At 41.0% G+C, this 26636-nt stretch carries 21 protein-coding genes and 1 other RNA gene; 12 read left to right on the top strand and 10 right to left on the bottom strand.

Annotated features, from left to right (window positions below; all coding sequences use genetic code 11):
* Positions 1-157 precede the first annotated feature (157 nt).
* The 3 genes from VB693_RS11335 to VB693_RS11325 form a co-directional block, all read right to left on the bottom strand.
* The gene (locus tag VB693_RS11335; RefSeq protein WP_416233382.1) at positions 158-2707 is read right to left on the bottom strand and encodes a CHAT domain-containing protein; all 2550 of its coding nucleotides are present in this window, start codon (positions 2705-2707) and stop codon (positions 158-160) included.
* Between the two features lie 107 nt (positions 2708-2814).
* Positions 2815-3996, bottom strand: coding sequence for a DUF1822 family protein (locus tag VB693_RS11330; RefSeq protein WP_323266350.1), 1182 nt, complete (start codon positions 3994-3996; stop codon positions 2815-2817).
* 4 nt (positions 3997-4000) lie between these two features.
* A complete protein-coding gene (locus VB693_RS11325) occupies positions 4001-5161 on the bottom strand; it encodes a sigma-70 family RNA polymerase sigma factor (RefSeq protein ID WP_323266349.1) in 1161 nt (386 codons plus the stop codon).
* A gap of 222 nt (positions 5162-5383) precedes the next feature.
* On the opposite strand from VB693_RS11325, the gene VB693_RS11320 reads away from it, so the two are divergent.
* The 5 genes from VB693_RS11320 to VB693_RS11300 all read left to right on the top strand — a co-directional run bounded on the left by VB693_RS11320 (position 5384) and on the right by VB693_RS11300 (position 11762).
* The gene (locus VB693_RS11320) at positions 5384-5551 is read left to right on the top strand and encodes a DUF1559 domain-containing protein (protein WP_190706899.1); all 168 of its coding nucleotides are present in this window, start codon (positions 5384-5386) and stop codon (positions 5549-5551) included.
* A gap of 283 nt (positions 5552-5834) precedes the next feature.
* Positions 5835-7343, top strand: coding sequence for a radical SAM/SPASM domain-containing protein (locus VB693_RS11315; protein ID WP_323266348.1), 1509 nt, complete (start codon positions 5835-5837; stop codon positions 7341-7343).
* A 170-nt stretch (positions 7344-7513) separates the two neighbouring features.
* Positions 7514-7714: a hypothetical protein gene (locus VB693_RS11310; RefSeq protein ID WP_190706894.1), complete on the top strand. Its 201-nt coding sequence runs from the start codon at positions 7514-7516 to the stop codon at positions 7712-7714.
* 314 nt (positions 7715-8028) lie between these two features.
* The gene (locus VB693_RS11305; protein WP_323266347.1) at positions 8029-10257 is read left to right on the top strand and encodes a peptidase domain-containing ABC transporter; all 2229 of its coding nucleotides are present in this window, start codon (positions 8029-8031) and stop codon (positions 10255-10257) included.
* Between the two features lie 20 nt (positions 10258-10277).
* Positions 10278-11762 (top strand): biotin/lipoyl-binding protein, encoded by a 1485-nt coding sequence (locus tag VB693_RS11300; RefSeq protein WP_323266346.1) that lies wholly within the window; start codon positions 10278-10280, stop codon positions 11760-11762.
* 254 nt (positions 11763-12016) lie between these two features.
* Here the strand turns inward: VB693_RS11300 and VB693_RS11295 are convergent, their stop codons facing one another.
* Both VB693_RS11295 and VB693_RS11290 read right to left on the bottom strand, forming a co-directional pair.
* Positions 12017-13849: an ATP-binding protein gene (locus VB693_RS11295; RefSeq protein WP_323266345.1), complete on the bottom strand. Its 1833-nt coding sequence runs from the start codon at positions 13847-13849 to the stop codon at positions 12017-12019.
* A gap of 32 nt (positions 13850-13881) precedes the next feature.
* Positions 13882-14307 carry a PAS domain S-box protein gene (locus VB693_RS11290; RefSeq protein ID WP_323266344.1) on the bottom strand — a complete coding sequence of 142 codons (426 nt, stop codon included), beginning with the start codon at positions 14305-14307 and terminating at the stop codon, positions 13882-13884.
* A 237-nt stretch (positions 14308-14544) separates the two neighbouring features.
* On the opposite strand from VB693_RS11290, the gene VB693_RS11285 reads away from it, so the two are divergent.
* The 6 genes from VB693_RS11285 to VB693_RS11260 all read left to right on the top strand — a co-directional run bounded on the left by VB693_RS11285 (position 14545) and on the right by VB693_RS11260 (position 23735).
* Positions 14545-15660, top strand: coding sequence for a response regulator (locus VB693_RS11285; protein ID WP_323266343.1), 1116 nt, complete (start codon positions 14545-14547; stop codon positions 15658-15660).
* Between the two features lie 253 nt (positions 15661-15913).
* Positions 15914-16573, top strand: a complete 660-nt coding sequence (locus VB693_RS11280; RefSeq protein ID WP_323266342.1) for a response regulator transcription factor — start codon at positions 15914-15916, stop codon at positions 16571-16573.
* A gap of 338 nt (positions 16574-16911) precedes the next feature.
* Entirely contained in the window at positions 16912-17133 is a 222-nt protein-coding gene (locus VB693_RS11275; RefSeq protein WP_323266341.1) for a hypothetical protein, read from the top strand.
* Between the two features lie 335 nt (positions 17134-17468).
* The gene (locus tag VB693_RS11270) at positions 17469-21020 is read left to right on the top strand and encodes a filamentous hemagglutinin N-terminal domain-containing protein (RefSeq protein ID WP_323266340.1); all 3552 of its coding nucleotides are present in this window, start codon (positions 17469-17471) and stop codon (positions 21018-21020) included.
* Between the two features lie 591 nt (positions 21021-21611).
* Positions 21612-22352 carry a cytochrome c biogenesis protein CcdA gene (locus VB693_RS11265; protein WP_323266339.1) on the top strand — a complete coding sequence of 247 codons (741 nt, stop codon included), beginning with the start codon at positions 21612-21614 and terminating at the stop codon, positions 22350-22352.
* A 3-nt stretch (positions 22353-22355) separates the two neighbouring features.
* Complete coding sequence (locus VB693_RS11260) at positions 22356-23735, top strand: cytochrome c biogenesis protein (protein ID WP_323266338.1); 1380 nt, start codon at positions 22356-22358, stop codon at positions 23733-23735.
* Between the two features lie 180 nt (positions 23736-23915).
* Here the strand turns inward: VB693_RS11260 and queF are convergent, their stop codons facing one another.
* The 5 genes from queF to VB693_RS11235 form a co-directional block, all read right to left on the bottom strand.
* Entirely contained in the window at positions 23916-24326 is a 411-nt protein-coding gene (gene queF, locus VB693_RS11255) for a preQ(1) synthase (protein ID WP_190706862.1), read from the bottom strand.
* A 115-nt stretch (positions 24327-24441) separates the two neighbouring features.
* On the bottom strand, positions 24442-24834 hold the full coding sequence (locus VB693_RS11250) for a hypothetical protein (protein ID WP_190706860.1): 393 nt from the start codon (positions 24832-24834) through the stop codon (positions 24442-24444).
* A gap of 352 nt (positions 24835-25186) precedes the next feature.
* Complete coding sequence (locus VB693_RS11245; RefSeq protein WP_190706857.1) at positions 25187-25567, bottom strand: phasin family protein; 381 nt, start codon at positions 25565-25567, stop codon at positions 25187-25189.
* A gap of 26 nt (positions 25568-25593) precedes the next feature.
* Positions 25594-25690: signal recognition particle sRNA small type (gene ffs, locus VB693_RS11240), an RNA gene on the bottom strand.
* 38 nt (positions 25691-25728) lie between these two features.
* Positions 25729-25995: a YciI family protein gene (locus VB693_RS11235; protein ID WP_190706853.1), complete on the bottom strand. Its 267-nt coding sequence runs from the start codon at positions 25993-25995 to the stop codon at positions 25729-25731.
* A 61-nt stretch (positions 25996-26056) separates the two neighbouring features.
* On the opposite strand from VB693_RS11235, the gene VB693_RS11230 reads away from it, so the two are divergent.
* Positions 26057-26623, top strand: a complete 567-nt coding sequence (locus VB693_RS11230) for a 2'-5' RNA ligase family protein (protein ID WP_323266337.1) — start codon at positions 26057-26059, stop codon at positions 26621-26623.
* Positions 26624-26636 lie beyond the last annotated feature (13 nt).

Below are 26636 nucleotides of genomic sequence, written 5' to 3'. Positions count from 1 at the left end.
ATAAAGTCCTCTCTACGTTCTCTGCGGGACGCTACGCGAATACGACAAACTTGCTTATCCCTCAATTCAAATTTGATGACCTAGTAGTTTGCATTAATTGAAAAAGCATAAATAGAGTTAGGGTAGGAAATTTCCTACCCTAATTTTTTGTTGTTGCTTATAACCAATTACCAACTAATACATAAGCAGCCCAATAAGCAGGGCGACTATAATTAGGATACTTTGTTAATAATTTTACTTGAGCGCGACGCAAGGCTTCTGCTTTAGTCACTTTACTATTGACTAATTCATTGTAAAATTCACCAATTAAGATGGCAGTAGATTGATCATCGATGTGCCACAGTGAAGCGACTGTGCTACGTGCGCCTGCTTTTATAGCTGCACCTGCCAAGCCTAATGTAGCACGATTGTCACCGGTGGCAGTCTGACAGGCACTCAAAACTAATAATTCTATGATTTGTGTATTAGTGTTACTCTGAGAGCGGAGTAAGTTATCGAACTGTAAAACATTGATAGAACCATCATTGGCTAGAATAAAAGTATCTTCCGGGCGAGAACTAAATTGTCCGTGAGTCGCCAAATGTAAGACATTAAACGGCACAGTATTGACATTTTTTTCTAGAGTGCTGCTGGTAAAGTCTTTATCTAGTAGTTTTTTGGTAGATGCTCCTGTTTGAGCAATGAGGTCAAATTCTAACTTGATTCCTGGTAAGGGTGGGAATGAGGAATATTCCGGCGGTGGTTGCACTAAACCCGCAGCCAGTACACTCACAGGTTTTTCAGCCAGAGCTTTGGGAGTTAATAGCTGAAGTCCTAAACTGAGAGCAACAGCGTATTTTTCTACTAAATATTTCTCACCGTCGTAAAGCGCAGTTAGGGGGATATTTTTTAATGCTCCGTCTAGTACGAATACCAGGGTATTAACTTGACTGGTGGTTAAATCAGATTCTATAGGTTTAATTAACCAGTTATAGACTTCTTGGGAAAGGGTTTGTACTTCCGCAGTTCTATCCGGTTCTAAAATATATTCCCGTAGTTCTGCTAAGGTGCGTTCTACTGCAACCTGAGATTTGTTAACTGTATAGTGACGCAGTGGTTGCTGCGGTATTTTCACAATTACTTGCAGTTGTTCTGGCAGAATAATTGGATAGAGTATGGCAGTGTTGGGATTTTCTTTGTCTACTACTTGATCTAACAGTACCCTCTGCCCTTGTAAACAAGCTTCTCTAAAAAAGTTATCCAGTTCTGCTAACTGTAACGCTTCTATGCGGGTTCTAGCTTTATCTAAGGTTTTAAGATCGGGGCTTTCGCCAGAATTTTGCAATAGTAACGCCACCGACTCACGATAAACTGGCTCTACATTGTCTCGGAAATTAAACTGGATATCTTGATTAACTGCTACTAAATCAGTACGCAGCGACTCCAATGTTTCTATAGTTGCGTCGTAAGCTGCGATCGCTCCGGTAAAATTACCTTGGGCTTTTAATAGTCTACCCATCTGCCATTGCCAAAGATAAGCGATTTCCGGCGCGTTGCTGGTTTGCGCTAAAATCAAAGCCTTTTGTGTCAGGCTAATAGCCTCAGCAAATTGTTGCGTTTTCTCATACAAACTACCCAGATTACCTAAAGCATAAGCTTCGGCGCGGATATCGTTCAGATTCCTGGCTTGTTGTACAGCCGTAGCCAAGAGTTGAGCGATTTGGGATTTGGGAGTATTTAAACTACCCAAACTGTGAGCAAAGTTAATACGGGCGTAAATTGATGAGCGCGAAGGTGGGAGTTGTACTAGCAGAGATTGAATTTCTGGAATTAACGTTTGTGTTGCGGTGAGTTGTTTTTCTTCAACTAGCAAATTGAGATGATTGAGTTTTGCTTTAACTTTTGTAAGGGGTGAAGGTGATATTTCAAATGTTTGTTGATAGAATGCAATCGCCTGGGTATTTTTTTGTTGAATCCGAGCGTTATTTCCTAAACTGAGCAAACTTAAAGCCATATTTTCAGGTGATTTTAGCCTTTGATAAATTGCTAAACTTTGTTCTAAAGCCAGGCGAGATTTTTCTAACTCTCCCACATTTTCTAAAGTATCACCGAGGGAAAGCAAAACTGCGGCTTTAGCCAAAGAATCACCTTGAGGCTCTAAAGTCTGATTTACCTGTTCTAGTTTTTCAATAGCTTGCTTATTAAAACCTTGAGTGCGTAATGCTTGAGCTTGATAAACTAGTGCCAAAGCAATACCGTTTTTATCTTCTAGCTTGGTATAAATATCTTCAGTTTGTTTCCAAGTAATAAGAGATGCTTCTGGCTTTCCTGTCAAGAGTTGTAAGCGTCCTTGAATATCTAGAGTTTGGGCAAAGACTGCTAAATTTTTATTACTTGTGCCTTGTAAATCTAAGCTTTTAGTAATAGTTAATTGCGCCTGTTGCCAATCACCAAGTTGTTGATAAGCAAGGGATAAATTACTCAAAGCTACAGCTTGTTTTAAAATATCTCCTTGCTGTTGATATGCTTGGACTTCTTGCTGTAAAGCTTTCACCGCTTCAGCAAATTTACCACTTGCATATAATTGTTGGCTTTCGACAACTTTTGATTGTGAATCCTGATTTATTATATTTTGGGAACTATTTGCGAAAACTGGACGCATTAGAACACATATAAATATAGTTAACACAACCAGCAAACAAAAATTCATGAATTTCTTTCTTACCATTCCCCACCACCTTCAGCCAAGAAAACATATTGATTCTTCTCTGTGTCTCTGAGGTTAAGATAGATTCTTGTAGACCATAAAGACACAGATAACTACTTACGCTGCAACTAAAAACGTAAAATTTCGCGCTCATATTCTGCTGGTAAAGGTATGACTTCCCAAACTAACCCTTCACCCGGTTCTAACATTACTTCTACAGACAATTCTTCTACAGGCGTTGTTGCTGTATCTTCATTGTTAGGAAATGGTTGCAAGTCTTCCGTCAGTAGCCAGAGTTTAAACCCTACAGGAATCATATTGTCTGGATTTGCACTGCGTAATTCAAAACGCCAAATTTGTTCTTCTGGATTACCTTTGGGGAAAACTCGTAACTCGTAAGTGTTACCAGATACTAATATTTGTCGAGATAAGCCGAGAATAGACTCTTGGCTTTCCCGACTCCGCATCCCTGAAGACAAGGCTAAAAACTGCCGCCGTTCCCAGCCAAATTGTTGAGCAAAATTTGTTACACCTTCTTGAAGCCATTGCTTGATGGATGTTGATTGGATAATTCCTTGACGCAATTCATACAAACGTTGTCGCCAACCGCCGTGTGCTATCAATGCTCCCCAAAGAGGAAAGGGAACTTCTAGGCGGGGAAATTTGATATCTGCATTACTTAATCTTTGGAGTAAATTTTCTGCTTGGGTTTGGGGTAAGGGTGGTAGAGGTGTAACCGGCGCACGGGTGACTTCTTCAGGAGACAATTGGCGAGTTACCCAAAGCACATTCAGGTCTGAGATGAGCTGATCAGATTCTAAACTGTAAGTGCGATCAGCTACGCTGGGCGAAACGCCATCGCCTGCATCATAAACCCCCAAAGTTTTCAGTTGTTGATGAGTTGTATAGCCCACAATTCTGATCCACTCTTCATCAGGATTTACCTGTACTGTTAAGTAATAATCAGCCACCCATTCGGGAATATCTACCCATTCTTGAGGTACGCGCAACTCATCCACATCCATCGCTAAGGTAGGAATTAACACCAAGCGAGAGTTATCAAAACTGATAGCAGTACCATTGACTACTTCCCAAATATTCGGTAAAGCAGCCATGTTGGGATGCACTCTAGCATGGGGTGTAATTTCTTTATGCAACCAGTCTAAAAACGTAGTTAAACAAACTTGATTGATCCAAGCACGTTGAAAACCACCAGACGTAGAGTAATTATGCTCTAGATTTGGTGATGTCTGAATCATTTCTAGAACCAAGTCATTATCAACAGCGAAACCCACAGCAGCATCAAACATAATCTCAAGAGGTTCTATAGTAATTGTTGAGCCATTCTTCCAGACTTTTACTTACGCCATCCACTACGACGGATGTAGGGGAGATATGCAAATGATTTTGACTCCACTGCGTTAGGGTTGTGAGTAATGAGCGTTTAATGCTAGTAAGACGGCGAGAAACTGAATATTGCTTAATTTCTAGCTGTTGGGCAATTTGTTGTTGAGTCAGCTTTTGCTCGTAATAAGTTTGGAGTAATTTTTGAGACTGAATATCCAAAGCTGCTACAGCATCTATTAAAACTTGGTTTAATTGTGCTTGTTGTGTTTGTCTAGTTTTGGCTTCTTCTTGGGCAATAATTTCTGTAAGTAAGGATGCTGGTAAATCTGCGGGTAATGTATCTAATAAATTACCTGATTCTTGCCCATGAATAGGAGCATCTACAGACACAAACTTGGGGTAAAGAAAGTTTCGTACAGATTTAGCGCAGGTACTCAACCATTTTTCCAAAGTTTCTGGAGTCATTTGGCTTAAGCTTTGTCTATTGTATAGCTGAGTAATTGCTTCCCATGTTGCAGTATCCGGTTTTCCCAACTGACGGATAGTTTGGCTATCACTGGTGTAGAGTTCCTTAAAACATTCCCAAGCTAAGACATAACTATTGATAATTTGACTGGTACAACCAGCATTCTCTAAAGCATTTAGCAAACGTCTCCGACTAATTTTATGCAATAAAGCCCAGTCAGTGCAGATATCTGCTTCCTTTCCTAAACGTAGTGAGTCTTTGAGAAAACGCTCAAAAGCATATTCTGCATAGCTTTTTAAGCTTGTGCTGTATTCAGCATTAAAATTTTTGAGAATTTTATGAATGCAGGAAATAGCAATCTGAAAACAATCAGCAACCGAAAATTGACTGATAAAGTTTACAGCTATTTTTCTAGCAACCCAGAAGCATACCTCCTGCAAATAAGCGGAGATATGCCCCGCCGCTAGAGGACTGGATTCCATTTGCCAGATTTTGTACCAATAAAGCACCCAGAAATGATCAGATGTTTGTTGCGGGTATTTTTCTAAGCATTTTTTTATACTTCGCTGTAGTTTACTATCTATCGTCCAAAGGCTGAACCTATCTGCATCAAACTGCACAAAGGTCGAGAAGACTTCAATAATGCCCTGTCGGGGTTGCATGAAATTTATGTGAGTATAGAAAATTTAGAGTTTACGAATTTCTACTTAATTGTAATACACAGCAATCCAGGTAACTTCTACATTTTGGAAAAAAATTTCCTGCTAGCTGCATAAACACTCAAAGCCATCGTAGAGAAGCACAGAACAACCGAAACACAGGTTAATCCCTTAAAGCCAAGGTCAATTTCTGAATATCCTTGCAAACATTGAAGGAGTACAAACATGACAAATATTGACATTATCCGGGCGTGGAAATCTGAAGGAAATCCAGCAGGGCTGGTTAAATTAACAAATACTAGCCTGGAAACTATTGTAGGGGGTAATCAAGAAGCAAATCGTGGAGTCTCTTGCATAAACAATTTTAAGCAACTGGGCATTGCACTTCATTAATTTGAGTGTAGAAAAATAAAGAATATCGTAACAGCTTGAGTGCAGAAAATTGCCAAGAATATTAGTTCAAAGAAGCTATTTGCTAACTAAAATTACCAGAGCTATCTCTTCAATTAGTAAATAACAGCTTCGTATATATAGGACTCCTATTTGATTTTTGAAAAACCAAATTGCCTAGAAGCTTGTCATACAAAGGTTTCTTTCTCAGTATACTTAGCAAGAATCAAGTCGGATTCCTATATCAGATTTTTGATCACAAGTTCACAATACCCTTTAAAGAATTATGTTGCGTACAAGTAGTTACACAATCTATGTTGATTTACCCAATAATCAAGAAAAAATGCTTCTCGTTCATGGCTATACAGGTGCTTACGATAATGTTTCACAACGGGTAGCTACTTATTTGCGTTCATTAGAAGTCAAGTGTCCCCCAAAACCTCTCTATGGTGACTGGAGTCCTGAACTACCGATTGATGGTGACGTGATACCTCCTTCTACTGAAACAATAGAGTTACTCATAAAGCGAGGTTACTTGACCGAAATGACGTTGGAAGAAGAACAAGAATTCTTCACCAAGATGGCAATAAAACTGCACCATTTAGCATCTCGCTTGATGCCCAGTTATATATTTATGCCTACCTATAGCTGTAATCTGCGTTGTCCCTATTGTTTTCAAGACCATATGCGGACAAATCCTATTTTTAAACATTTGCTACGAACAATGCAGCCAGAGATAGTAGATAGAATATTTGCTGCCATGCCCCAAATTGAGGCAGGACATGGGGTGACAGAAGAGATGGATTTACCCCGCAATATTACTTTCTTTGGGGGCGAACCTTTGTTAGCAGAAAGTCGCCCTATTGTTGAATACATCATTAATAAAACATTGTCTTTGGGTAAAGCAAGTTTTTCGGCTGTTACTAACGGGACTGAGTTGGAAGCTTATCAAGATATACTAGGAAAAGATAAAATTTCCAATCTTCAGATCACTCTTGATGGACCTCCTAGTGAACATGACAAGCGACGTATCTATGCTGATGGAAGTGGTTCTTTTGAGAAAATTGCTCACAACATTACAAAGGCATTAGATTTAGGGGTTCAGATCAGTATTCGGATGAATATTGACCGCAACAATATCCACGAACTCCCTGAATTAGCTGATGAGATAATTGCACGAGGATGGAACAGCTACCAAAATTTTTCTACCTATACGGCACCGATTACTACTAGTGAATTAAATAACAACACAAGTATCAAAACTACATTCAATTCCTGGGAGTTAGATAAAGCATTAGATGGAATGCACCAGCAATACCCCCAAATGGAAATAATTACTCGCCCAGATGATGGTTTGATGGATCGGGCAAGACAGATATTTGAACAGAAAGAAAATCCATTACCTAACTTCAAGGCTAGTTTTTGTGGCGCACACAATAAGATGTACATCTTTGATGCCTTTGGAGATATTTATGCTTGTTGGGAAAAAACAGGGGATCAAAAAATTCGCATTGGCTACATAAATGAAGAGAACGAAGTAGTTTTAAATGAGGAATTAAATCAAACTTGGCGAAACCGCACAGTCATATCAAATCCGGTTTGTCGTAAGTGTCGCTATGCCTTCTATTGTGGTGGTGGTTGTGCGGCTTTAGCAATGAGTCATAAAGGTAAATTTCATACAAACTACTGTGATGGATTTGCTAATCGCTTCCGTTCTAGTGCGGCTGAAGCTTATAAAGATTATGTCGATAGGATTGAAGTATCTTTTAAGCCTGAAAAACTTTGTACAGACTGAAAATCAATTCATCCGTGATAATGATGTATTTTCATTTTTGCCAATATCATTTGTAATTTCAAGATGAGAAACAAAGATCCACCCATTAGATTGTATTTTCCATTCTTTCAATATTCAACGCAATCAGTTTTTGTAAACAACACAATCTGTAAAACAGAAGGAGACATATCATGAACCAAAACCATGAGATCGTACCCCAAAATATGAATGAAATTGAGTCTTTAAATGAGATAGTCGATCTCGATCTTGAAAGCATAGAAGCAATAACAGGAGGGCTTTGTGGAACTAAAATTGGTCGTTGCCCTAATCTTATTTGTGGAATAAATGGCAAACTTACTTATGCTACAAGTGAATCCTTAAATGTATCTTAGAGGTGTAGGCTTCATGTTTCATAGATTCATGAAGGCTTTTAATACGCCATAAAATTTTGTCCATCCTAGATAATTAGGATGGACTTGCACAAAAATATCCTTCATTTAAACAAGAATTAATCTACATAAAATATATTATTAAAAATAAAATAATAGCGTTAGTTTTGGATTTAGTTATTGAAAAATTTCAGAAGGTATATTTAATTTAACTTATAAAATTAAAAGCACAAGAAAATTTCAAACAAGTAAATTATTCACTATCACGAGAAAAGGCTCACATAAAAAATAACTAATTAGTATAGAAGATATAAATAATGAAATACCAACTTGTTAAACAAAATAGCGAAGAAGACTGTGGAGCAGCAAGTCTTGCTTCTATTGCCAAATATTATGGCAAGACCTTCACCATCAATTACATCCGGGAAACAGTAGGAACTAGACAACAAGGAACCACATTACTAGGCTTGAAACAAGGCGCAGAAGCCCTTGGTTTCAATGCACGAGCAGTAAAAGTAACTCTGGAGACTTTCAACGAAAAAACCCTTCCCTTACCAGCTATCATCCACTGGAAAGGTTATCATTGGGTAGTTTTGTACGGTAAGCAAGGCAATAAATACATCGTCGCTGATCCAGGTGTAGGCATTCGTTATCTAGAAAAAAAGTGGCTTTTAGAAGCATGGACAAACGGAGTCATGCTCTTATTAGAACCCGATCCAGTCCGCTTTTTTACTCAGGAAGATGAACAAGAGAAAATTGGCGGTTTTGGTCGCTTCCTGCGGCGTATTGCCCCTTATCGCGGTATTCTTAGCCAAACCTTGTTACTCAACTCGGTTTTAGGTTTACTTTCCCTCGCTTCTCCCTTCCTGTTGCAAATTCTCACCGATGATGTGCTAGTGCGGGGAGACACCCAACTTCTGACTAGTGTTGCTATTGGTGTTATCGTTATGCACCTAGTCAGCAGCAGCCTACGACTAGCACAATCAAATCTTGTCGCTCACTTTGCTCAACGTCTGCAACTAGGACTAATTTTTGAATTTGGACGGCAAATTCTCCGCCTACCTTTAAGTTACTATGAATCCCGTCGCAGTGGCGAAATTGTCAGTCGCCTAGAAGATATTGAACAAATTAACCAGTTAATTTCTCAAGTCGTTGTCAGTTTGCCCAGCCAGCTTTTTATTGCCTTGGTTTCTTTGGGCTTCATGTTGTTTTACAGTATAAAACTGACAATGGTGGCTGGTGCGATCGCTCTTTTAATGACGTTCTCCACAGTGATTTTCTTGCCCACCTTACAGCAAAAAATTCGCAGCGTTTTGGTGCTATCAGCCGAAAATCAAGGTGTTTTGGTGGAAACCTTCAAAGGTGCGATCACCTTAAAAACTACTGCCGCAGCACCACAATTTTGGGAAGAATTCCAAGGTCGATTTAGTCGCCTTGCTAACGTTACCTTCCGTACTATTCAAATTGGCATTGTTAACGGTGTCTTCTCAAATTTAATCTCTAACATCGGTAGTATTGCCTTGATCTGGTTCGGCAGCACCTTAGTAATTCGGCAGGAATTATCTATTGGGATGCTTCTGGCATTTAATAGCATGAATGGCAACTTTACCAGCTTTATTCAAACTACTATCGACTTTGTTGATGAATTTACCCGTGCGAAAACTGCTACCCAACGGCTTACGGAAGTCATTGACGCGACCCCAGAAACTTTAGATAACAGTCAAAAGCCTTGGGTAAAAATTTCTAGCAACGCAGATATTACCTGTACTAACCTCAACTTTCATCATCCAGGTAGAGTTGAACTACTGCAAGATTTTTCTATAACCATTCCTGGCGGTCAGGTAATTGCCCTCATTGGCAAATCTGGCTGTGGTAAAAGTACCCTAGCTAAGTTGATTGCCGGTTTATATCAACTCCAGTCTGGCAATATTCGCTTTGGCATTTATAACCTAGACGACCTGGCTTTAGATTGCTTCCGCCAACAAGTGGTTCTAGTTCCGCAAGACGCGCACTTTTGGAGTCGGTCAATTATGGAAAACTTCCGTTTAGGTTCACCTAATATTAGCTTTGAGCAGATTGTGCAAGCTTGCCAGATTGCTGGGGCTGATGAGTTTATTAGCAACCTCCCCGACAAATATCAAACGGTCTTAGGAGAATTTGGTGCAAATCTTTCTGGTGGACAACGGCAGAGATTAGCGATCGCCAGAGCCATTGTCAATAACCCTCCAGTCCTAATTCTAGATGAATCTACTGGCGCACTCGACCCGGTTAGTGAAGCCGAAGTATTAAGCCAGTTGTTAACTCACCGCCAAGGTCAAACCACGATTTTGATTAGCCACCGTCCCAAAGTCATCCAGCAAGCTGATTGGATTGTCATGTTGGAACAAGGGAAATTAAAAATTCAAGGTTCTCCAGAGGTTCTGTGTCGTCAAGCAGGTGAGCATTTAGATTTTCTCGATGGGGTTGATTTATCGAGAGTCAATGGTTTCACCAAAAATTCTTGCAACTGTCATCCAAATGCAATTTCCCCCAGCAGCATTCGCTAATCTCTACCCAGAAAACTGTCATGGTTAACCAAATTAATGCAGACTCTCTACCCCTAGTTGAAAGCAATGAATTTCTCCCACCGATTGGTAATTGGACGAGATTAGGCGGTCTGGTTCTCGTCGGTGCTGTTGGGGTAGCGATCGCCCTATCTTCTATTATTGAATATAAAGTAACCGTTAAAGGGCAAGCGAGTATCCGCCCCACAGGAGAATTGCGGCTCGTGCAAGCAGCTACAGCAGGTCAGGTAACAAATATCTTTTTCAAAGAAAATCAGGTAGTGAAAAAGGGAGACGTGCTAGCCACTCTTGATGATTCCCGCCTGCAAACTCAAAAAAGTCAATTGCAAAGCAACATCCAGCAGACACAACTGCAACTGCTGCAAATCGATGCCCAAATTACTGCTTTGAATCGGCAAATTCAAGCGGAAACCGAGCGCAAAAACCGTGTAGTGACTTCGGCTCAAACCGCATTCCAGCGCACCCAACGCAATTATCGAGACCAACAAATTACTGTCCAGGCGGAAGTAGAAGCAGCCGAGGCGAACTTAAAGAGAGTGCAAAATGAATGGTCTCAAGCACAGGTGGAACTGCGTTCAGCTCGTGCTAACCTCCAGTCTACAGAAGCGGCGTTGAGTGCAGCTCAAGCCAAACGCGATCGCTATCAGAAAGTAGTCCAAGCTGGTGCTTTATCTTTGAATCAATTAGAAGAAGTGCAGTTAGATGTGGCTCAACAAAAACAGGCGGTTGAGGTGCAACGAGCTAATATGGAGGCGCAACAGCAAATTATTGCCCAACGACAACAAGCTGTAGCCGCAGAACGAGCCAAACTACGCCGCACCCAAACTGCTCTTAATCCCAGTGATTCTGAAGTTGCGATCGCTAAACAAACTATCGCCCAAGAAATTGCTAGCGGTCAAGCCACTCTCGCCACCCTCAACCGAGAATGGGAAGCTTTGTTACAGCAGAGGATTCAAATTAAAAATCAGACTCAGCGTGACACTAGTGAACTACAACAAGTAGAAAGCGACCTCAGCCAAACCAAGATTACAGTCACCGAAGACGGGATTCTCTCTCAACTCAACCTGCGAAACCCCGGTCAATCGGTGCAACTGGGAGAAGAAATTGCTCAAATTGTCCCTAGCAATGCACCCTTAGTCATCAAAGCCGCAGTTTCCCCTGATGATGTGAGTAAGTTGGCAAAAGGTCAAGAAGTACAGATGCGGGTTTCTGCTTGTCCCTATCCCGATTACGGCACTCTCAAAGGTATTGTCAGTCAAATTTCTGAAGACACTATCAAATCTCAAGTAAATCAGTCTCATCCCGTACAAGGTAGTGCGAGTTCTGTTTATGAGGTGATGATACTCCCAGAAAGCTTTTCATTCGGTAGAAGCAACCATCAATGTAATATTCAACCGGGAATGGAAGGACGAGCCGATATTATTTCCCGCAAAGAAACAGTCTTGAAATTCTTGCTCAGAAAAGCCAGGTTAATTGCAGACTGGTAATATTGTCTTCAGTGAAAGACTTAAAGAAATAAAAAATATTCTATTGTGATCATTGATTGCGATTGTTCACAGTCAACAATCAATAGTCAACGGTCAACAATCAACAGTCAACGGTCAACAATCAACAGTCAACAGTCAACGGTCAACAATCAACAGTCAACGGTCAACAATCAATAATCAACGGTCAACAATCAACAGTCAACGGTCAACAATCAACAGTCAACGGTCAACAATCAATAGTCAACAATCAACAGTCAACGATTCTCAGTTAAATTGATAATCTCTTCAAAACAAAAATCATTGACGAGGTTTGTTAGCGTTTTAGCTAAACCAGCCTGGGATGATGGAATTTCTGCAATCAGTTGGAGAATATGCTTAGAATTGACTCGCCTTGCTGCTTGATGCAATTGTTCTATCCATTCAGCAGGCATTTGGAGCATTGCATTACTTAATTCATTTACAGGAATCTCTGCTGATTGTGGCTGTGTAGTTTGTTCAGTTGCATATATATATTTCACACCCAAGTGTTCTGCCATTTTGTCAAAAATCACTTCAACTCGAAATGGCTTACGGACAAAATCATCACAACCTGTAGATAAAGCAACAATCCGGTCTTCTTCAAATGCACTACCAGTTAAAGCAATGACGACTGGCGGCGAATCAATCGCTGTTTTAATGCGCTTAGTTGCCTCATACCCATCCATTACAGGCATTCGCATATCCATCCACACTAAGTCAGGACACCAACTTTTACAAATGGCGATCGCTTCTTCTCCATTATTCACTTCCCGCACATCAAAGCCAACTGGTTGCAACAACTTAATCATAATCTGGCGAATTTCTGGTTTATCTTCTGCTACCAGAATCCGATATTTTGGCTGTCCGGCTGCCAAAGCAATGACTTGCTGGCTAGATTTTGCTGTCTCCACTTCATCAGGTCGAACTTGTTGGGTGTGGATATCAAACTTAAAAATTGTTCCTATGCCTACTTGACTGTTAGCAGTTATCTCTCCCCCCATGAGTCGGACAAATTTTTGACTAATGGGTAAACCTAATCCAGTTCCTTCTTGAGAGTTTTGACCTGTTTGAGTTTGGACAAAAGGTTCAAATAACCTTTCCATGTCAATTAATTCAATACCAGATCCAGTATCTTCAATTTCAAATAATAGGCGTATCCCTGCGTCTATTTCTTCTGTATCTTGACAGACGCGCAGAGTCACACTACCTGTTTGGGTAAATTTGATGGCATTACCTAATAAATTAATTAAAACTTGGCGCAGTTTACTTTCATCAGCGAAGATATATTGGGGTAATTCTGGAGCAAGTTTAAATATTAATTGTAATCCTTTCGATTGGGATTTTAAATTTAACATTTGGTACAGTGTTTCCAAAAGATATTTTAAATCAAAACCAGTTTGATTCAATGTGGTTTTACCAGCTTCTATTTTGGACATTTCTAGAACATCGTCAATTAATTTCAACAGATGTTCACCACTGCGGGCAATAGTATCTAAATACTCTTGCTGTTGGTTATCAAGAGAACCATATCTAGTCAGTAATTGGGTAAAACCCAAAATAATATTGAGGGGAGTTCGTAATTCATGACTCATGTTTGCTAAAAACTGACTTTTAGCAATATTGGCTACATCTGCTGCTTCTTTAGCCTGTTGGAGTGCTGCTTCTGTTTGTTTACGAGCGGTAATATCACGAATTGCCAAAACAGCACATTTTTCTCTTTCAACAAGTTCGATATAGCTTCCTGAAATTTCCAAAATTAGCGTTTCCTGAGATTGTTCAAACTCATATTCTGTTGCTTTTAATTGGTCTTGTAGTGCTATTAGCACCGGATGTTCTTCATTAGTAATTACTTGACCCTGCTGTTTTAGTGGTAGTAATTGAATTAGTGATCTACCCAAAATTGTAATATGAGGTCTACCAATTAAGCGATCGAAGACGGTATTACACCATTGCACCTTGGTGTCCTCACCAGTCCAAACAATTGCATCATCAATAGCCCCTAATGCTACTTCCATTTTGCCTAAAGTTGAACGCAGCAGATTTAACTGAAGGGCAGGGTCTTTATCCATAAAAATAACCTAATTTAAAAGAATATTACTTTTTATAATGGAGAAATTGTTGCTGCGAAAAACCAAATTTCTCCTTGTTTTTCAGCCGTGATAAAATGTTCACTTTCTACTTCTATCCCCTCCTTAGTTACAGTTTTGAGTAAAAGAGGATGATTGAGAACTTTCGCTTTTTCAGTCATCACGAAGCGGGAAAAACTCAGTCGATGAGAATCATGGAGGCTTTGCGGAATAATAACTTCTAAAGGAAACCCAAGGATTTCTTCAGCAGTCCAACCATAAACAGTTTTGAAAGCCTCGTTTATATAAGTAATAAATCCTTCTTGGTCAGTAATAACTACTGGCAGTTCGGTTTCTAACTGCATTTGCTGGAAATTTTTCATAACTAGGCTTTGATGTTTAAATGATATTGCTTGAGAATTAAACGATAACTTTAAACCATATACGTCTTTATATCTCATTTTATGCAAATTTATTGCACAGAAATACAGAAATTTAGAATTATTATGCGGGAAAGCTCCTGATAACTGAATTAACATAACATTAAGCGTTATATCTGTGTTGGCAAGTTTGCAATAAAGTAACTGGGGCAAGAAATTAGTTAATCTTTATTTATCACATAAAAAAATGTATAGTTTTCTTGAAATTTTTCACAATTAATCATGATAATTTCTTGAGTTTAATTCGAGCTAAATTTTATGGATGCTAGTCACTTACACAAGGGAGATATTCTCATAGTTGATGACACCTTGGATAACCTGCGCCTCTTATCGAAAATGCTGACTAATCAAGGGTATGAGGTGCGGTGTGTCACCAATGGGGCAACAGCATTGATAGGATCTCAGGCTCAACCGCCCGATTTAATTTTATTAGATATCACCATGCCAGGATTAAATGGCTATGAAGTTTGCCAGCAGTTAAAAGCAGACTCTCGCACCTGCGAAATTCCGGTAATTTTTATCAGTGCTTTAAATGAAACATTTGATAAAGTCAAAGCCTTCTCAGTTGGAGGTGTTGATTATATTAGTAAGCCTTTTCAGTTAGAAGAGGTATTTGTGCGGATGGAAACACAACTGACAAGTCGGAGATTGCAAGCTCAACTACAAGTGCAAAATTCCCGGTTGCAGCAAGCAGAAGCAGACTTACTCAAAGCTTTAGAACAAGAACGAGAACTTAATCTGCGACTTCAGGAAATGGCAACTATAGAAGAACGCCATCGCATTGCCCGTGATATTCACGATTCTCTAGGCCATTCGTTGGTAGCACTGAATATTCAACTGGAAGCAGCTATGGCTTTGTGGCCAGATAACTCTACCAAAGCTTATGAATGTTTGTTAGAAGCGAAACAACTGGGGTCACAAGCGTTAAAAGCGGTACGTGAATCTGTGGGGTTAATCAGGTCAGAACCCCTACAAAGTCAACTTTTAGCAACTGCGATCGCTAATCTGACAGAAGAATTTCATCGACTAACTGGCATTTTACCAGAATGTAACATTCATATCCCACCAAACTTGCCCCATCCAGTGAATACAACTATTTATCGAATTTTACAAGAAGGCTTGACTAATATCTGTAAGTATGCGGAAGCGACAACAGTTAACATTCAGATTCAGAGTACAGATTCTCATACGGTACTCATGCTTCAAGATAATGGTAAAGGCTTCCAAGTAACCGAAAATACTAGGGGATTTGGTCTCAAGGGAATGCAAGAGAGGGTTACAGCATTAGGTGGTGACTTAGAAATTATCAGTAACCCAAATGCAGGCTGTAGGATTACTGCCATTTTTCAATATAAAAATACTAACAATTGCTAACAATTACCAGCCTTTTATTTTGTGGGTAAATTATATTCCAGAATCTAAAATTGTTCTTAGTAATTTTACTGTGGTTCTGGTAACTGATATACTGTTGTGTAGTGCTAAAAGTGGATATAAAAGTCATATCTAAATTTCTGAAAGAACTTGGCACACAAGCCGTTGTGTTATTCCCTATTCCCTACCTCTAAGAGTGATTTCAGTAATTAAACCGGATTTCTATCAATATCTAACCTATTGAATGATTTAATTTATGATTCGGGTATTGCTTGTTGAAGACCAAGAGATTGTGCGTCGTGGGTTGAAAACCTTACTAGAGATTCAATCCGACTTACAAGTAGTGGCAGAAGCAGAAAACGGTCAACAAGCAATTCATCAAATGGAAAGCCTGTATACAGGAGATGCTAAACCCGATATTGTGTTGATGGACATCCGTATGCCTGTCATGGATGGGGTCGTAGCTACCCAACAATTATGTCAGCAGTTTCCAGACACGAAAATCCTGATTCTAACAACATTTGATGATGTTCAATACATCTCTGAGGCATTACGTTTTGGAGCTAAGGGCTACTTACTCAAGGATACGCCCGCACAAGAACTTGCAGAAGCAATCCGTTCAATTTACAAAGGCTATACTCACTTTGGCCCCGGAATTTTGGAAAAGATGCTGAGTGTTGTACCCACTTCTGGGACAGAAGCACCAAAAGAGCAACCACCTGAACTTGCAGAACTCACATCCAGGGAACTGGAAGTTTTACAGTTGATTGCAACTGGCTACAGTAATCGAGAAATTGCTCAGGATCTCCACCTTTCAGAAGGAACTGTGAGAAACCATATTACTAATATTTTGACACGACTGAACTTACGCGATCGCACTCAAGCTGCTATTTTTGCCAATTCTTTTCTATCTTGAGTAGACCGAAAACTTTTGTAAGTTGACGAAAGCATCAGGGTTTCAGCCTAGTTTTTTCTTAACATGGTTGTGTTTTTTCTACCGACTTACTTAGTTATGACAAATGTCATGGTTGAGTCATGACATTTATTAGATGTTTGCTAAGACTGCTTTCGAGTAACTTAAAACTATCAAAGAACTCAGGCGAGCAAAAATTGCTCAACAAGGTCAAACTTTAGATAAAAGAAACAAAGTTCTTAATCTTGGATAAATAAAGTCCAGCTAAAGCTGTACAAGAGACTGATTTTTTCGGAAACTGCATCTGCTAGTAAGACACTGAAGCAACAAAAAAGGTAAACATGAAAAATAACCTGAAAAAACTGAAAGATATCGATTTTCTCACTAAACTTACTCTGAGTGAGCAAGAACAAATCAATGGGGGTAATCTTGACCTTACATCTGATGGTGATGGTACTCCCGGTGGTAGGTCTCCGGGGTTCGGGACGATTCCAGAATCTCCACCACCAGACCCAGACTCAGAGGTTGATTTGTACCCAGGAGGTCCGCTCAAACGCATCTAAAAAATTTTTAATCACAACCAAGATTAAGAACCAACGAAAAAATCTTTCTCGTTTGATTTATTTTCCAAGCCTCAAAACGATGACCGACTGTCGGTCGTAGACCATCGCCTAAAACTTTGTCAATAAGCATGGCTTGATGCGGTTAGTCTGAGCTTTGTCAAGAATAGGATTTCTTTGTTGACAAGATACGGCCGTCCTGTCCACCAGGAAAAGAAGGTACAATCTTCCTAAAAACTACTCCCTAACCTTTTAATTTCAATTGTCCCATTAGTTTTTCTTTAAAAAATGCAGAGTTGTTTAAAAATAAAGTCCTAATATTTTTGAGGATGGCAATCATGGGTCTAAGCTGGTCAAATTCCTGCTGGCTATTTAGGGTAGCTAGTTTCTTCGTAGTGTGTGCAGCATACACTGCATCTGGAGATATTGCCAAAGCTCAGATTACCCCTGATTCCTCCTTAAGTCCTGAAAGTTCTATGCTGACTCCAAATGTTAGCATAGACGGCCTTCCTGCTGATCGGGTTGATGGGGGAGCTATAAGAGGTACAAGCTTATTTCACAGTTTTCGAGAATTCAATGTTGGGGATGGACAACGAGTCCTGTTTGCTAATCCTGGGGGAATTGACAACATTTTCAGTCGAGTCACTGGAACTAACCCATCAACGATTCTGGGGACACTCGGTGTTAACGGTGGAGCGAATCTATTTTTAATAAATCCCAATGGCGTTATTTTTGGCCCTAATGCCAGGCTTGACCTCCGTGGTTCTTTTTTAGCCAGTACAGCCCAAAGTATTAAATTTAACGATGGTATAGAATTTAGCACTACTAACCCCTCTGCTCCTCCTTTACTAACGCTCAATGTTCCCACTGGCTTGCAATACGGAGAAAATCCAGGCAGAATTCTCGTCCAGGGGCAAGGTAATGAACTAATAATGAATCAGGAGACTGGTCGGGTAGTTCAGGTCAATCGTACTGGTGGTCTGGAGGTTGACCCTGGTCAAACCTTGGCTCTGGCTGGTGGTGAAGTCGTGCTGGAAGGCGGAAGTTTGAGAGCTGAATCAGGGCGAGTTGCCGTTTGGAGTGTTCAGGGAGAGGGTTTAATAGGTCTTACCCCAACCAATCCAGGGTGGGAATTGAGCAACCAGAACGTGCAGAACTTCCAAGACATCTTCCTCTCCCAAACTGCTGCTATTGATACCAGTGGTGTTGGAGGTGGTAATATTCAAATGCAAGGCCGGCGAGTGGCACTACAAGATGGTTCATTGATTTTATCTCTGACACGGGGTGACGAAAGTGGAGGAACTTTAAGCATCAGAGCTTCTGAGTCTATTGAAGCCAGTGGTACTGCTCCCAATGGCGAGGCTAGTAACTTTTTCACTGAAACAATAGGTTTAGGAAAAGCTGGTGATGTAGAATTTAACACTAAGAAATTGATTTTTCAAAATGGGGCGCAAGTATCATCTAGCACTTTTAGTCAAGGACGTGGTGGAAATATTATTGTCAACGCCTCAGAGTTATTTGAAGCGACAGGAATCACGGCCACTGGCAATTTTGTCAGTGGCTTATTTTCTATTGCCCAGAGCAGTACTGGTGATGGCGGCACAGTTAAGGTAACAACTAAGCGGCTGGTACTCCGAGATGGGGCGCAGGTAAGTGCTACAACTTTTAGTCTGGGGCGTGGAGGAAATGTACTGGTGAACGCTTCTGAGTCAGTGGAAGCTATTGGGATTGCGCCAATTACTTCTAGTGGCTTATTTGCTGGCAGTGAGAGTGCAGGTAATGGCGGCACAGTAGATATCACGACAGGTAAGTTGATACTCTTGGATGGCGCACAGGTAAGTGCCTCAACTTCTAATCAAGGTGATGGAGGAAATGTACTCATCAACGCCAAGGAATTAGTGGAAGTGACTGGTATTGATCAAACTGTCAGGATACCCAGTAGATTGACAGCACAGACTGAGGGGACAGGGAAAGGCGGTACAGTAGATATTACAACAGGGAAGTTGATACTCCGGGATGGAGGACTGATAAGTGTCACAACTTTTAGTCAAGGTGATGGAGGCGATATATTCGTCAACGCCAAGGAATTAGTGGAAGTGACTGGCATTAATCAAACTGGCAGAATACCCAGCAGATTGACAGCACAGACTGAGGGGACAGGGAAGGGCGGTACAGTAGATATCACTACAGGGAAGCTGATACTTCAGGATGGGGGACTGGTAACCTCCAGAACTACCAATGCGGGTATCGGGGGCGTTGTGCTTGTAAATGCGAGGGAGTCAGTAGAAGTTATTGGTCGAAGTGGTAATTTTATCAGCAGCTTGACAGCACAGACTTCTGGGACTGGCAAGGGTGGTACTGTAATAGTTAACACAGGAAGCCTAATTCTACTAGATGGGGCAAGGGTAACTGCCTCTACTTCTAATCAGGGTGATGGCGGCGATATACTCGTTAACACAGGAAGCCTAATTCTACTAGATGGGGCAAGGTTAACTGCCTCTACTTCTGATCAGGGTAATGGAGGCGATATACTCGTAAATGCCTCAGAGGTAATGGCCGTAGGTTTTGGGAGTGGGTTGAGAGTGCAGACTCAAGGGTCTGGCGACGGTGGTACTGTGACAGTGAATACGGGCAGGTTTACCGCTAGCAAAGGCGCACAAACTTTAGCTACCGTTTTTGAGAACGGTACAGGCAAGGGGGGAAACATTAACATCGAGGCTGACGATATCCAATTAACCGGTACCTCTGAAAATGGCGAACCTACCATTGTGTTTGCTAATACTCTTGGCAAGGGCGACGCAGGCGAAATCAGAGTTGACACGGCTCGATTAATCGTCCAAGACGGAGCGCAAATAGGGGTTGGGACTGGGACTTTTAGTAGCGGTCAAGGTGGAAATCTTTTTATCAAAGCTACTGATTCGATTGAACTAATTGGCACAGTTCCACAGATTCCCAATCGCCAGTTTTTTCGAGATCAGTCGGGTCAGCAGTTTCCTAGCGGTTTGTTTACTAGCTCTCAAGGTATTGGTACAGCAGGAAAGTTGAGGATTGAAACTGATAAGTTAACGCTGCGAGATGCGGCTACAATTAGTGTGAACAATCAGGGATTAGGAGATGCAGGTAATTTAGAAGTGGAAGCTCGTAACCTGTTGTTAGATAATCGAGCGGTTCTCTCAGCCACAACTACATCAGGTCAGGGCGGTAATATGACGCTCAAAATTGCCGATATCTTGCTTTTACGCCGCAACAGTCAAATTTCCACTACCGCAGGCATTGATCAGGCTGGTGGAGATGGTGGCAACATCTTGATTGATAGTGGCTTTATCGTTGCCGTCCCTAATGAAAATAGCGATATCACAGCCAATGCTTTTCAAGGGCGAGGTGGCAATATTAACATTAATGCTCGGAGTATTTTTAATCTGGAACAACGCCGATCAACTCCGCCTAATAATACTAACGATATTGATGCTAGTTCCCAATTTGGCTTAATAGGTACAGTCACAATTAATACACCCGATATAGATCCTAGTCGCGGTTTGGTACAGTTACCTAATAATCTCACGGATGCGTCACAACAAATTGTCTCTAGTTGTAACCCCGGTAATGCTGCTAGGCGTAGTTCCTTTACGGTCACAGGAAGGGGAGGAATTGCCCGCAGTCCGATAGAACCGTTTCAAGGTGATGTATCTACAGCACGATGGATAACATTAGATACAGTCGATGCTGATAAAAATAGTAATGTAATCAATGAAAGTCTGCCATCTTCCCCAGCGAAAATAGTCGAGGCGCAAGGCTGGATTGTCGATAAAAACGGTAATGTATCTCTAGTAGCTCAAGTACCGAATACTACTCCTCGTGGTTTGTCTGTATCTAGTGGTACTTGCTCCTGAGAAACATAGGTGACAGGTAACAGGTAACAGGTGAAAGTAAAGAGGAAACAAGAGTTTTTCTTTCATTCGTGGCGAGTGGTAACGCCACCAGTGCGGTTGCTCCTGGGTAAAATCTGAATTATTTATGCGGCGAGACTCAATTTTTTACAAACTATTTCAACCTACATTCTGCACCCACAACTGCCACATTCTAAAGAAACAGATAGAGTATTTTTAGCAATCAGTTTAAATGCTGTAAAAATATATCAGATATTCCTCTCATCATCACCCTTAGATTCAACATAATTTCATGTAGATGGAGAATATGAAGACAGTTTACCGGAAGTAATATTTAATAATCAAAAACAATCAGATTGTTTAGGAAAAGAAGATAAAGAAAGGAAATCACCTGTCTTAGACAGAGGCTGCGCCAACGAGACCCGCGAAGGGGAGAGAACCACCTCTGGCTTAATTTTAATCGCTAATAACAATTGAGGAAAGCAATTGAGAAAAGCGATCGCCAACGGCGACACATCCTCATTTCTCCAACTTAGCATCCCAAAGTAAGCTACAATTCAAGCAGAACAAGCATTTCACGCTCACTAAAACCCAATGCTGGAGAATCTGCAAACCCAACTTTACCAACTAGAACAATTTGCCAATACCCTTGTTGCTAATCAACTGACACACCTGAGTTTGCTGAGTATTGGTATTATCTTTGCCGCAGGTTTGCTGACTAGCCTTACTCCCTGTATGCTGTCTATGCTGCCAATTACGATAGGCTATATTGGTGGCTATGAAACAAAAAGCCGTCTCCAAGCAGCAGCCCAATCAACGTGGTTCGCTTTGGGATTGGCTACTACCCTAGCAGGCTTAGGCATTATAGCCGCTTTGGTGGGCAAGGTTTACGGTCAGATAGGTATTGGTTTGCCGATTATTGTTAGCATTATCGCCATTCTTATGGGGCTGAACTTACTAGAAGCATTACCTCTGCAATTACCTTCTTTTGGTGATACCAATTGGATTTCCCAAGATTTACCTCCTGGGGTGCGTTCCTATGGGGTTGGGTTGACTTTTGGCTTAGTTGCATCCCCTTGTAGTACACCTGTTTTAGCTAGTCTATTGGGTTGGGTAGCGAATACACAGGACTTAATTTTGGGTGCTGTGTTGTTAATTTCTTACACAGCCGGATATGTCGCACCATTGATTTTAGCAGGTACTTTTACTGCTTCAATTAAAAAATTACTAGAGTTGCGTCGCTGGTCTGGTTGGATTAACCCCGTTAGCGGTGCGCTTTTAGTCGGATTTGGCGTATTCTCTCTAATTTCTAGGATTCCCCTTGGCAGTTTGTAAGCAATGACTATAGATAATTCAACGTCTACAGCATCCCCTTGGTGGTCAGTACCAGGGAAATACTTGCGGCGAGAGTTTTTACCTGTATTGACAGATTTACGATTGGCGATCGCACTATTATTAATCATCGCCTTGTTCAGTATAAGCGGGACTGTCATCGAGCAAGGTCAATCACCAGCATTCTATCAAGCCAACTACCCAGAACACCCGGCTTTATTTGGTTTTCTGACTTGGAAGGTCATTCAAGTAGTAGGTTTAGATCATGTGTATCGGACTTGGTGGTTTTTAAGTTTGTTAGTCTTATTTGGAACTAGCCTGACTGCTTGCACATTTACCCGTCAGTTACCAACCTTAAAAACTGCTCAACGCTGGAAATATTACGAAGAACCACGACAATTTCAAAAACTCGCTTTAAGTGCAGAACTAGATACTGGTTCTGTGAAATCTTTAACTCCCTTATTACAAAATCGTCGTTATAAAATCTTTCAAGAAAAAGATGGTATTCTCTACGCCCGTAAAGGTCTAGTCGGGCGCATTGGCCCGATTATCGTGCATATTGGCATCGTCATGATTCTTCTAGGGGGAATCTGGGGGGCGATGACGGGATTTATGGCTCAAGAAATGATTGCTAGTGGTGATACATTTCAAGTCAATAATATTATCGATGCTGGGCCTTTAGCCGCACCAGTTCCCAAAGATTGGTCTGTACGCGTCAATCGATTTTGGATTGATTACACTCCCACTGGTGGGATTGACCAATTTTATTCCGATATGTCTGTTTTGAATAATCAGGGAGAGGAAGTTGACCACAAAAAGATTTTTGTTAACCAACCTCTGCGTTATCATGGCATAACTTTCTATCAAACAGATTGGGGGATTTCGGCTGTTCGCGTCCGCATCAACAAAAGCCCCATCTTTCAGTTACCAATGGGACTATTAAATACTAAAGTTCCCGGTCGCATTTGGGGAACTTGGATTCCGACGAAGCCAGATATGAGTGAGGGTGTGTCTCTATTAGCAAAAGACTTGCAGGGGATGGTGTTAATTTACGATTCCCAAGGGAAGTTAGTTGATACTGTCCGCGCTGGAATGTCTACCCAAGTCAACGGTGTCACTCTGAAAGTTTTAGATGTAGTGGGTAGTACAGGCTTGCAAATTAAAGCCGACCCAGGTATACCCATTGTTTATACTGGGTTTGCTATTTTGATGCTGGGTACAGTGATGAGTTATTTTTCTCACTCCCAAATTTGGGCATTAGAAACAGGCGATCGCTTGTATATTGGTGGTAAAACTAATCGCGCTCAAGTAGCTTTTGAACGGGAAGTTTTAGAAATTTTAGATAGTGTGAGTTCTGATTCCCAACTAGTAGGTCATCAAATTTGAATTGAGAGATAAGCAGGTTTGTAGTAAGGACTTTAGTCCTGATTTTTCTAAGGACTAAAGTCCTTACTACAAACCCTCAAAGCTAACTTGATAGACCACTAGTTCCAGCCACCAAATAAATCTTGATTAAACTTGAGAACCCCAGTTTTTTGGAAAATCCGGGGTTCTAGGTTGATTGAATTATTTTTGATGACGCACTTCTACAACAGTATGAACATTACCACGGGGAGTAAAATCAGCTTTCACCGTCACTTCTAAGGGGTCACAAGCTGTGACAAAATCATCAAGAATTTGATTAGCAGACTCTTCATGGGAAATGTAGCGATCGCGATAACTATTAATATAAAGCTTCAGTGCCTTTAACTCCACCACGCGCTCATCAGGAACGTAGGTAATATGAATGGTAGCAAAATCAGGATAGCCGGAGAACGGACACTTACAAGTAAACTCCGGCAAACTAATATTAACGTCATAGCGTCTACCCACACGCGGGTTAGGAAATGTAATTAGCTGTCCTTCCGCAATAATACGTTCGCCATACTTCAACTCTTGGCTAGACTGAGATACATTTTCTGGTGATAAATTACTCATAAGTTACTAAGGTGGCTATGTTAGCAATATGGAGAACCCAATAATTACTAACTTAACACTCACCACTCACTTACTCAGCATCGGCTAAACGCCGCGCTACCGCTAACAGCACTCACTACCCATTCCAGTCTGGACAACTCCCATCATCCCAGCCGTGGGGGTGCATCCCACAAACCAACAAATTACCCCCATACACATGACCGTGGTAATGCTGACAACCGACACAAGCAGGGTTTTGTTCAACTGAAGGTTCAACGGAATAAGGAAAACCGGGATCAGCATCAACTACAAGGTCTTCCAATTCCCAATAAGCATCAAAAATTGGTTCAGCTATATCCTGTAAATACTGATCCACTTCAGTAGCAATCGAGTTTTGTACTTGTTCGGAAATCTCTTCTGTTAGCTCAAAGAAAGTATCTACCATTTCACTCATTCCTAGGAAGAAGCGTTCTACTTCATCAGCCACGGTTTCCACGATTTCGATCAAATCTTTTTGCCACTGTTCCATAAATGTTACGCCCTTAATTCCTTTCAACAGGACGCTTAGTGCTACTTGGCTGGAAGCACTAGAGTACACCCTAGGTAATCTATATTATAGATTCTTATGGAAACGACATTCCACCAAAGTTTTACGGTACTAGCTGCAAAAGAGTGCTGAGTAGTGAGTTGTGAGTGCTGAGTAATGTTAGCGGTAGCGCGGCGTTTAGCTGGTGCTGAGTAGTGAGTAGAAAGGGATAAACATTACTTGGGTTAAGAATATTCCTGCAACAGAAGTTACGACACTTATCAAGTGTCAAAGCGTTGAGTATTCTTCTTTTTACTCAGCACTCATTACCCATTACCCATTACTCACTAGTGCCTTACTCGTTTTGCAACTTCTTTAACTCTTCTTGCAGGTTTAGAACTTGTTGGCGTAATTGATCTACGTTTTCAGTCGATTCCTTTTTCACCGTGGGTTCTTCGTCTTCCTCTAAAATTTCGATGCGACGAGGTTCAGAAGGTGGTGATTTTTCGGAAGTGTCAGCAGGTGGTTGCGGCTGTTGAGCTTGTCTCATCATGTCTTCCACAAAGCGGCGGGCTTCCTCTGTGTTCATTTCGCCCTTCGCTACCATCTCATCTGCCAGCTTTTGGACTTGCGATCGCAGTTCAGATAACTTGCCTCCGGCTTTCTCACCAGCGTAAGAAGCCAAACCGACACCAAGGTAAAAAGCTTTTTGAACTAAATCTCCAAAACCAGGCATTGCTGCTGATCGCTCCTACAAAATAGGGCGACCCGGAGACTACGCCTACTACAAGCATCCTGTGTTGCTGCTACCTTCCGGTCCTGACAAAATTTAGGCGTTGCAGTCGCATAGATCCAGGTCTAAACAATAGTATAACATCAATATTTAGTAAGTGAGTATTATTCCGCTACGATTTTCCATTCGTATAGTTTGTAGTTAACGCACCCGTTCTTTACCAAGGGGTCGAGTGCCACGATCGCCTCAGCTTCTTTCATAGAAGCAGCTTCAAATAGTAACATTCCACCGCCAAAATTTGCCCAGTAGCCTGTTTTGGCTTTGTGTCCTTGAGCAATTAACTCTTGAACGTAGGCTCTATGGGCGGGTACGTATTGGTCAAAAATAGTTTTATCAACTTTGCCTTCCTCTATTTTGACAAACATGGGCATTTTGCTGTAGACCTCTTGAAATTTTATGTTCTAATATTCTTAAAGATTATCTGTTTTTTGAATGTTTGATGCTTCTAAGAGCCGGTTTTTCATTGCCTTGTTACCACCTCAAGACATTCAAGCTTACGCCAACGAAATCAAGCAACACTTTGCTGATCACTATGCTAGTCAGCACGCGCAAAAGTCGCCGCCACACATTACACTGCAACCCCCTTTTGAATGGCTAGATGGCAAGGTATCACGTCTAGAAGCTTCGCTGAGAGAATTTACAAGCCAGCAGGAATCATTATCCATAACATTAAGTGGGTTTGCGGCCTTTCCGCCCCGCGTCATATATATAGATGTGGTGAGAAGTCCAGAATTGTTGTCATTACAAGTCCAGTTAATGACACACATGGAAGCCAACTTAGAAATTATTGATGAAGTAGGTAAAAAGCGTCCTTTCGCGCCTCACATGACAGTTGCGTTTCGGGACTTAACAAGACAAAACTTTCATGCTGCTTGGACAGAGTTTGCAAATCGTCAGTTGTACTTTGAGTTTCTTGTAGACAAGTTAACGTTACTGATTCACGACGGTAGACGCTGGAATATTCACTCAGAGTTTGCTTTTTTGTCTGGTAGCAGCTAATCAATATTTGTTA

This window comes from Anabaena sp. UHCC 0399, from assembly GCF_034931465.1.
Classification (GTDB): Bacteria; Cyanobacteriota; Cyanobacteriia; order Cyanobacteriales; family Nostocaceae; genus Trichormus; species Trichormus minutissimus.
The sequence above is the reverse complement of the archived record's forward strand: the minus strand, read 5'-3'. Positions and strand labels throughout refer to the sequence as shown.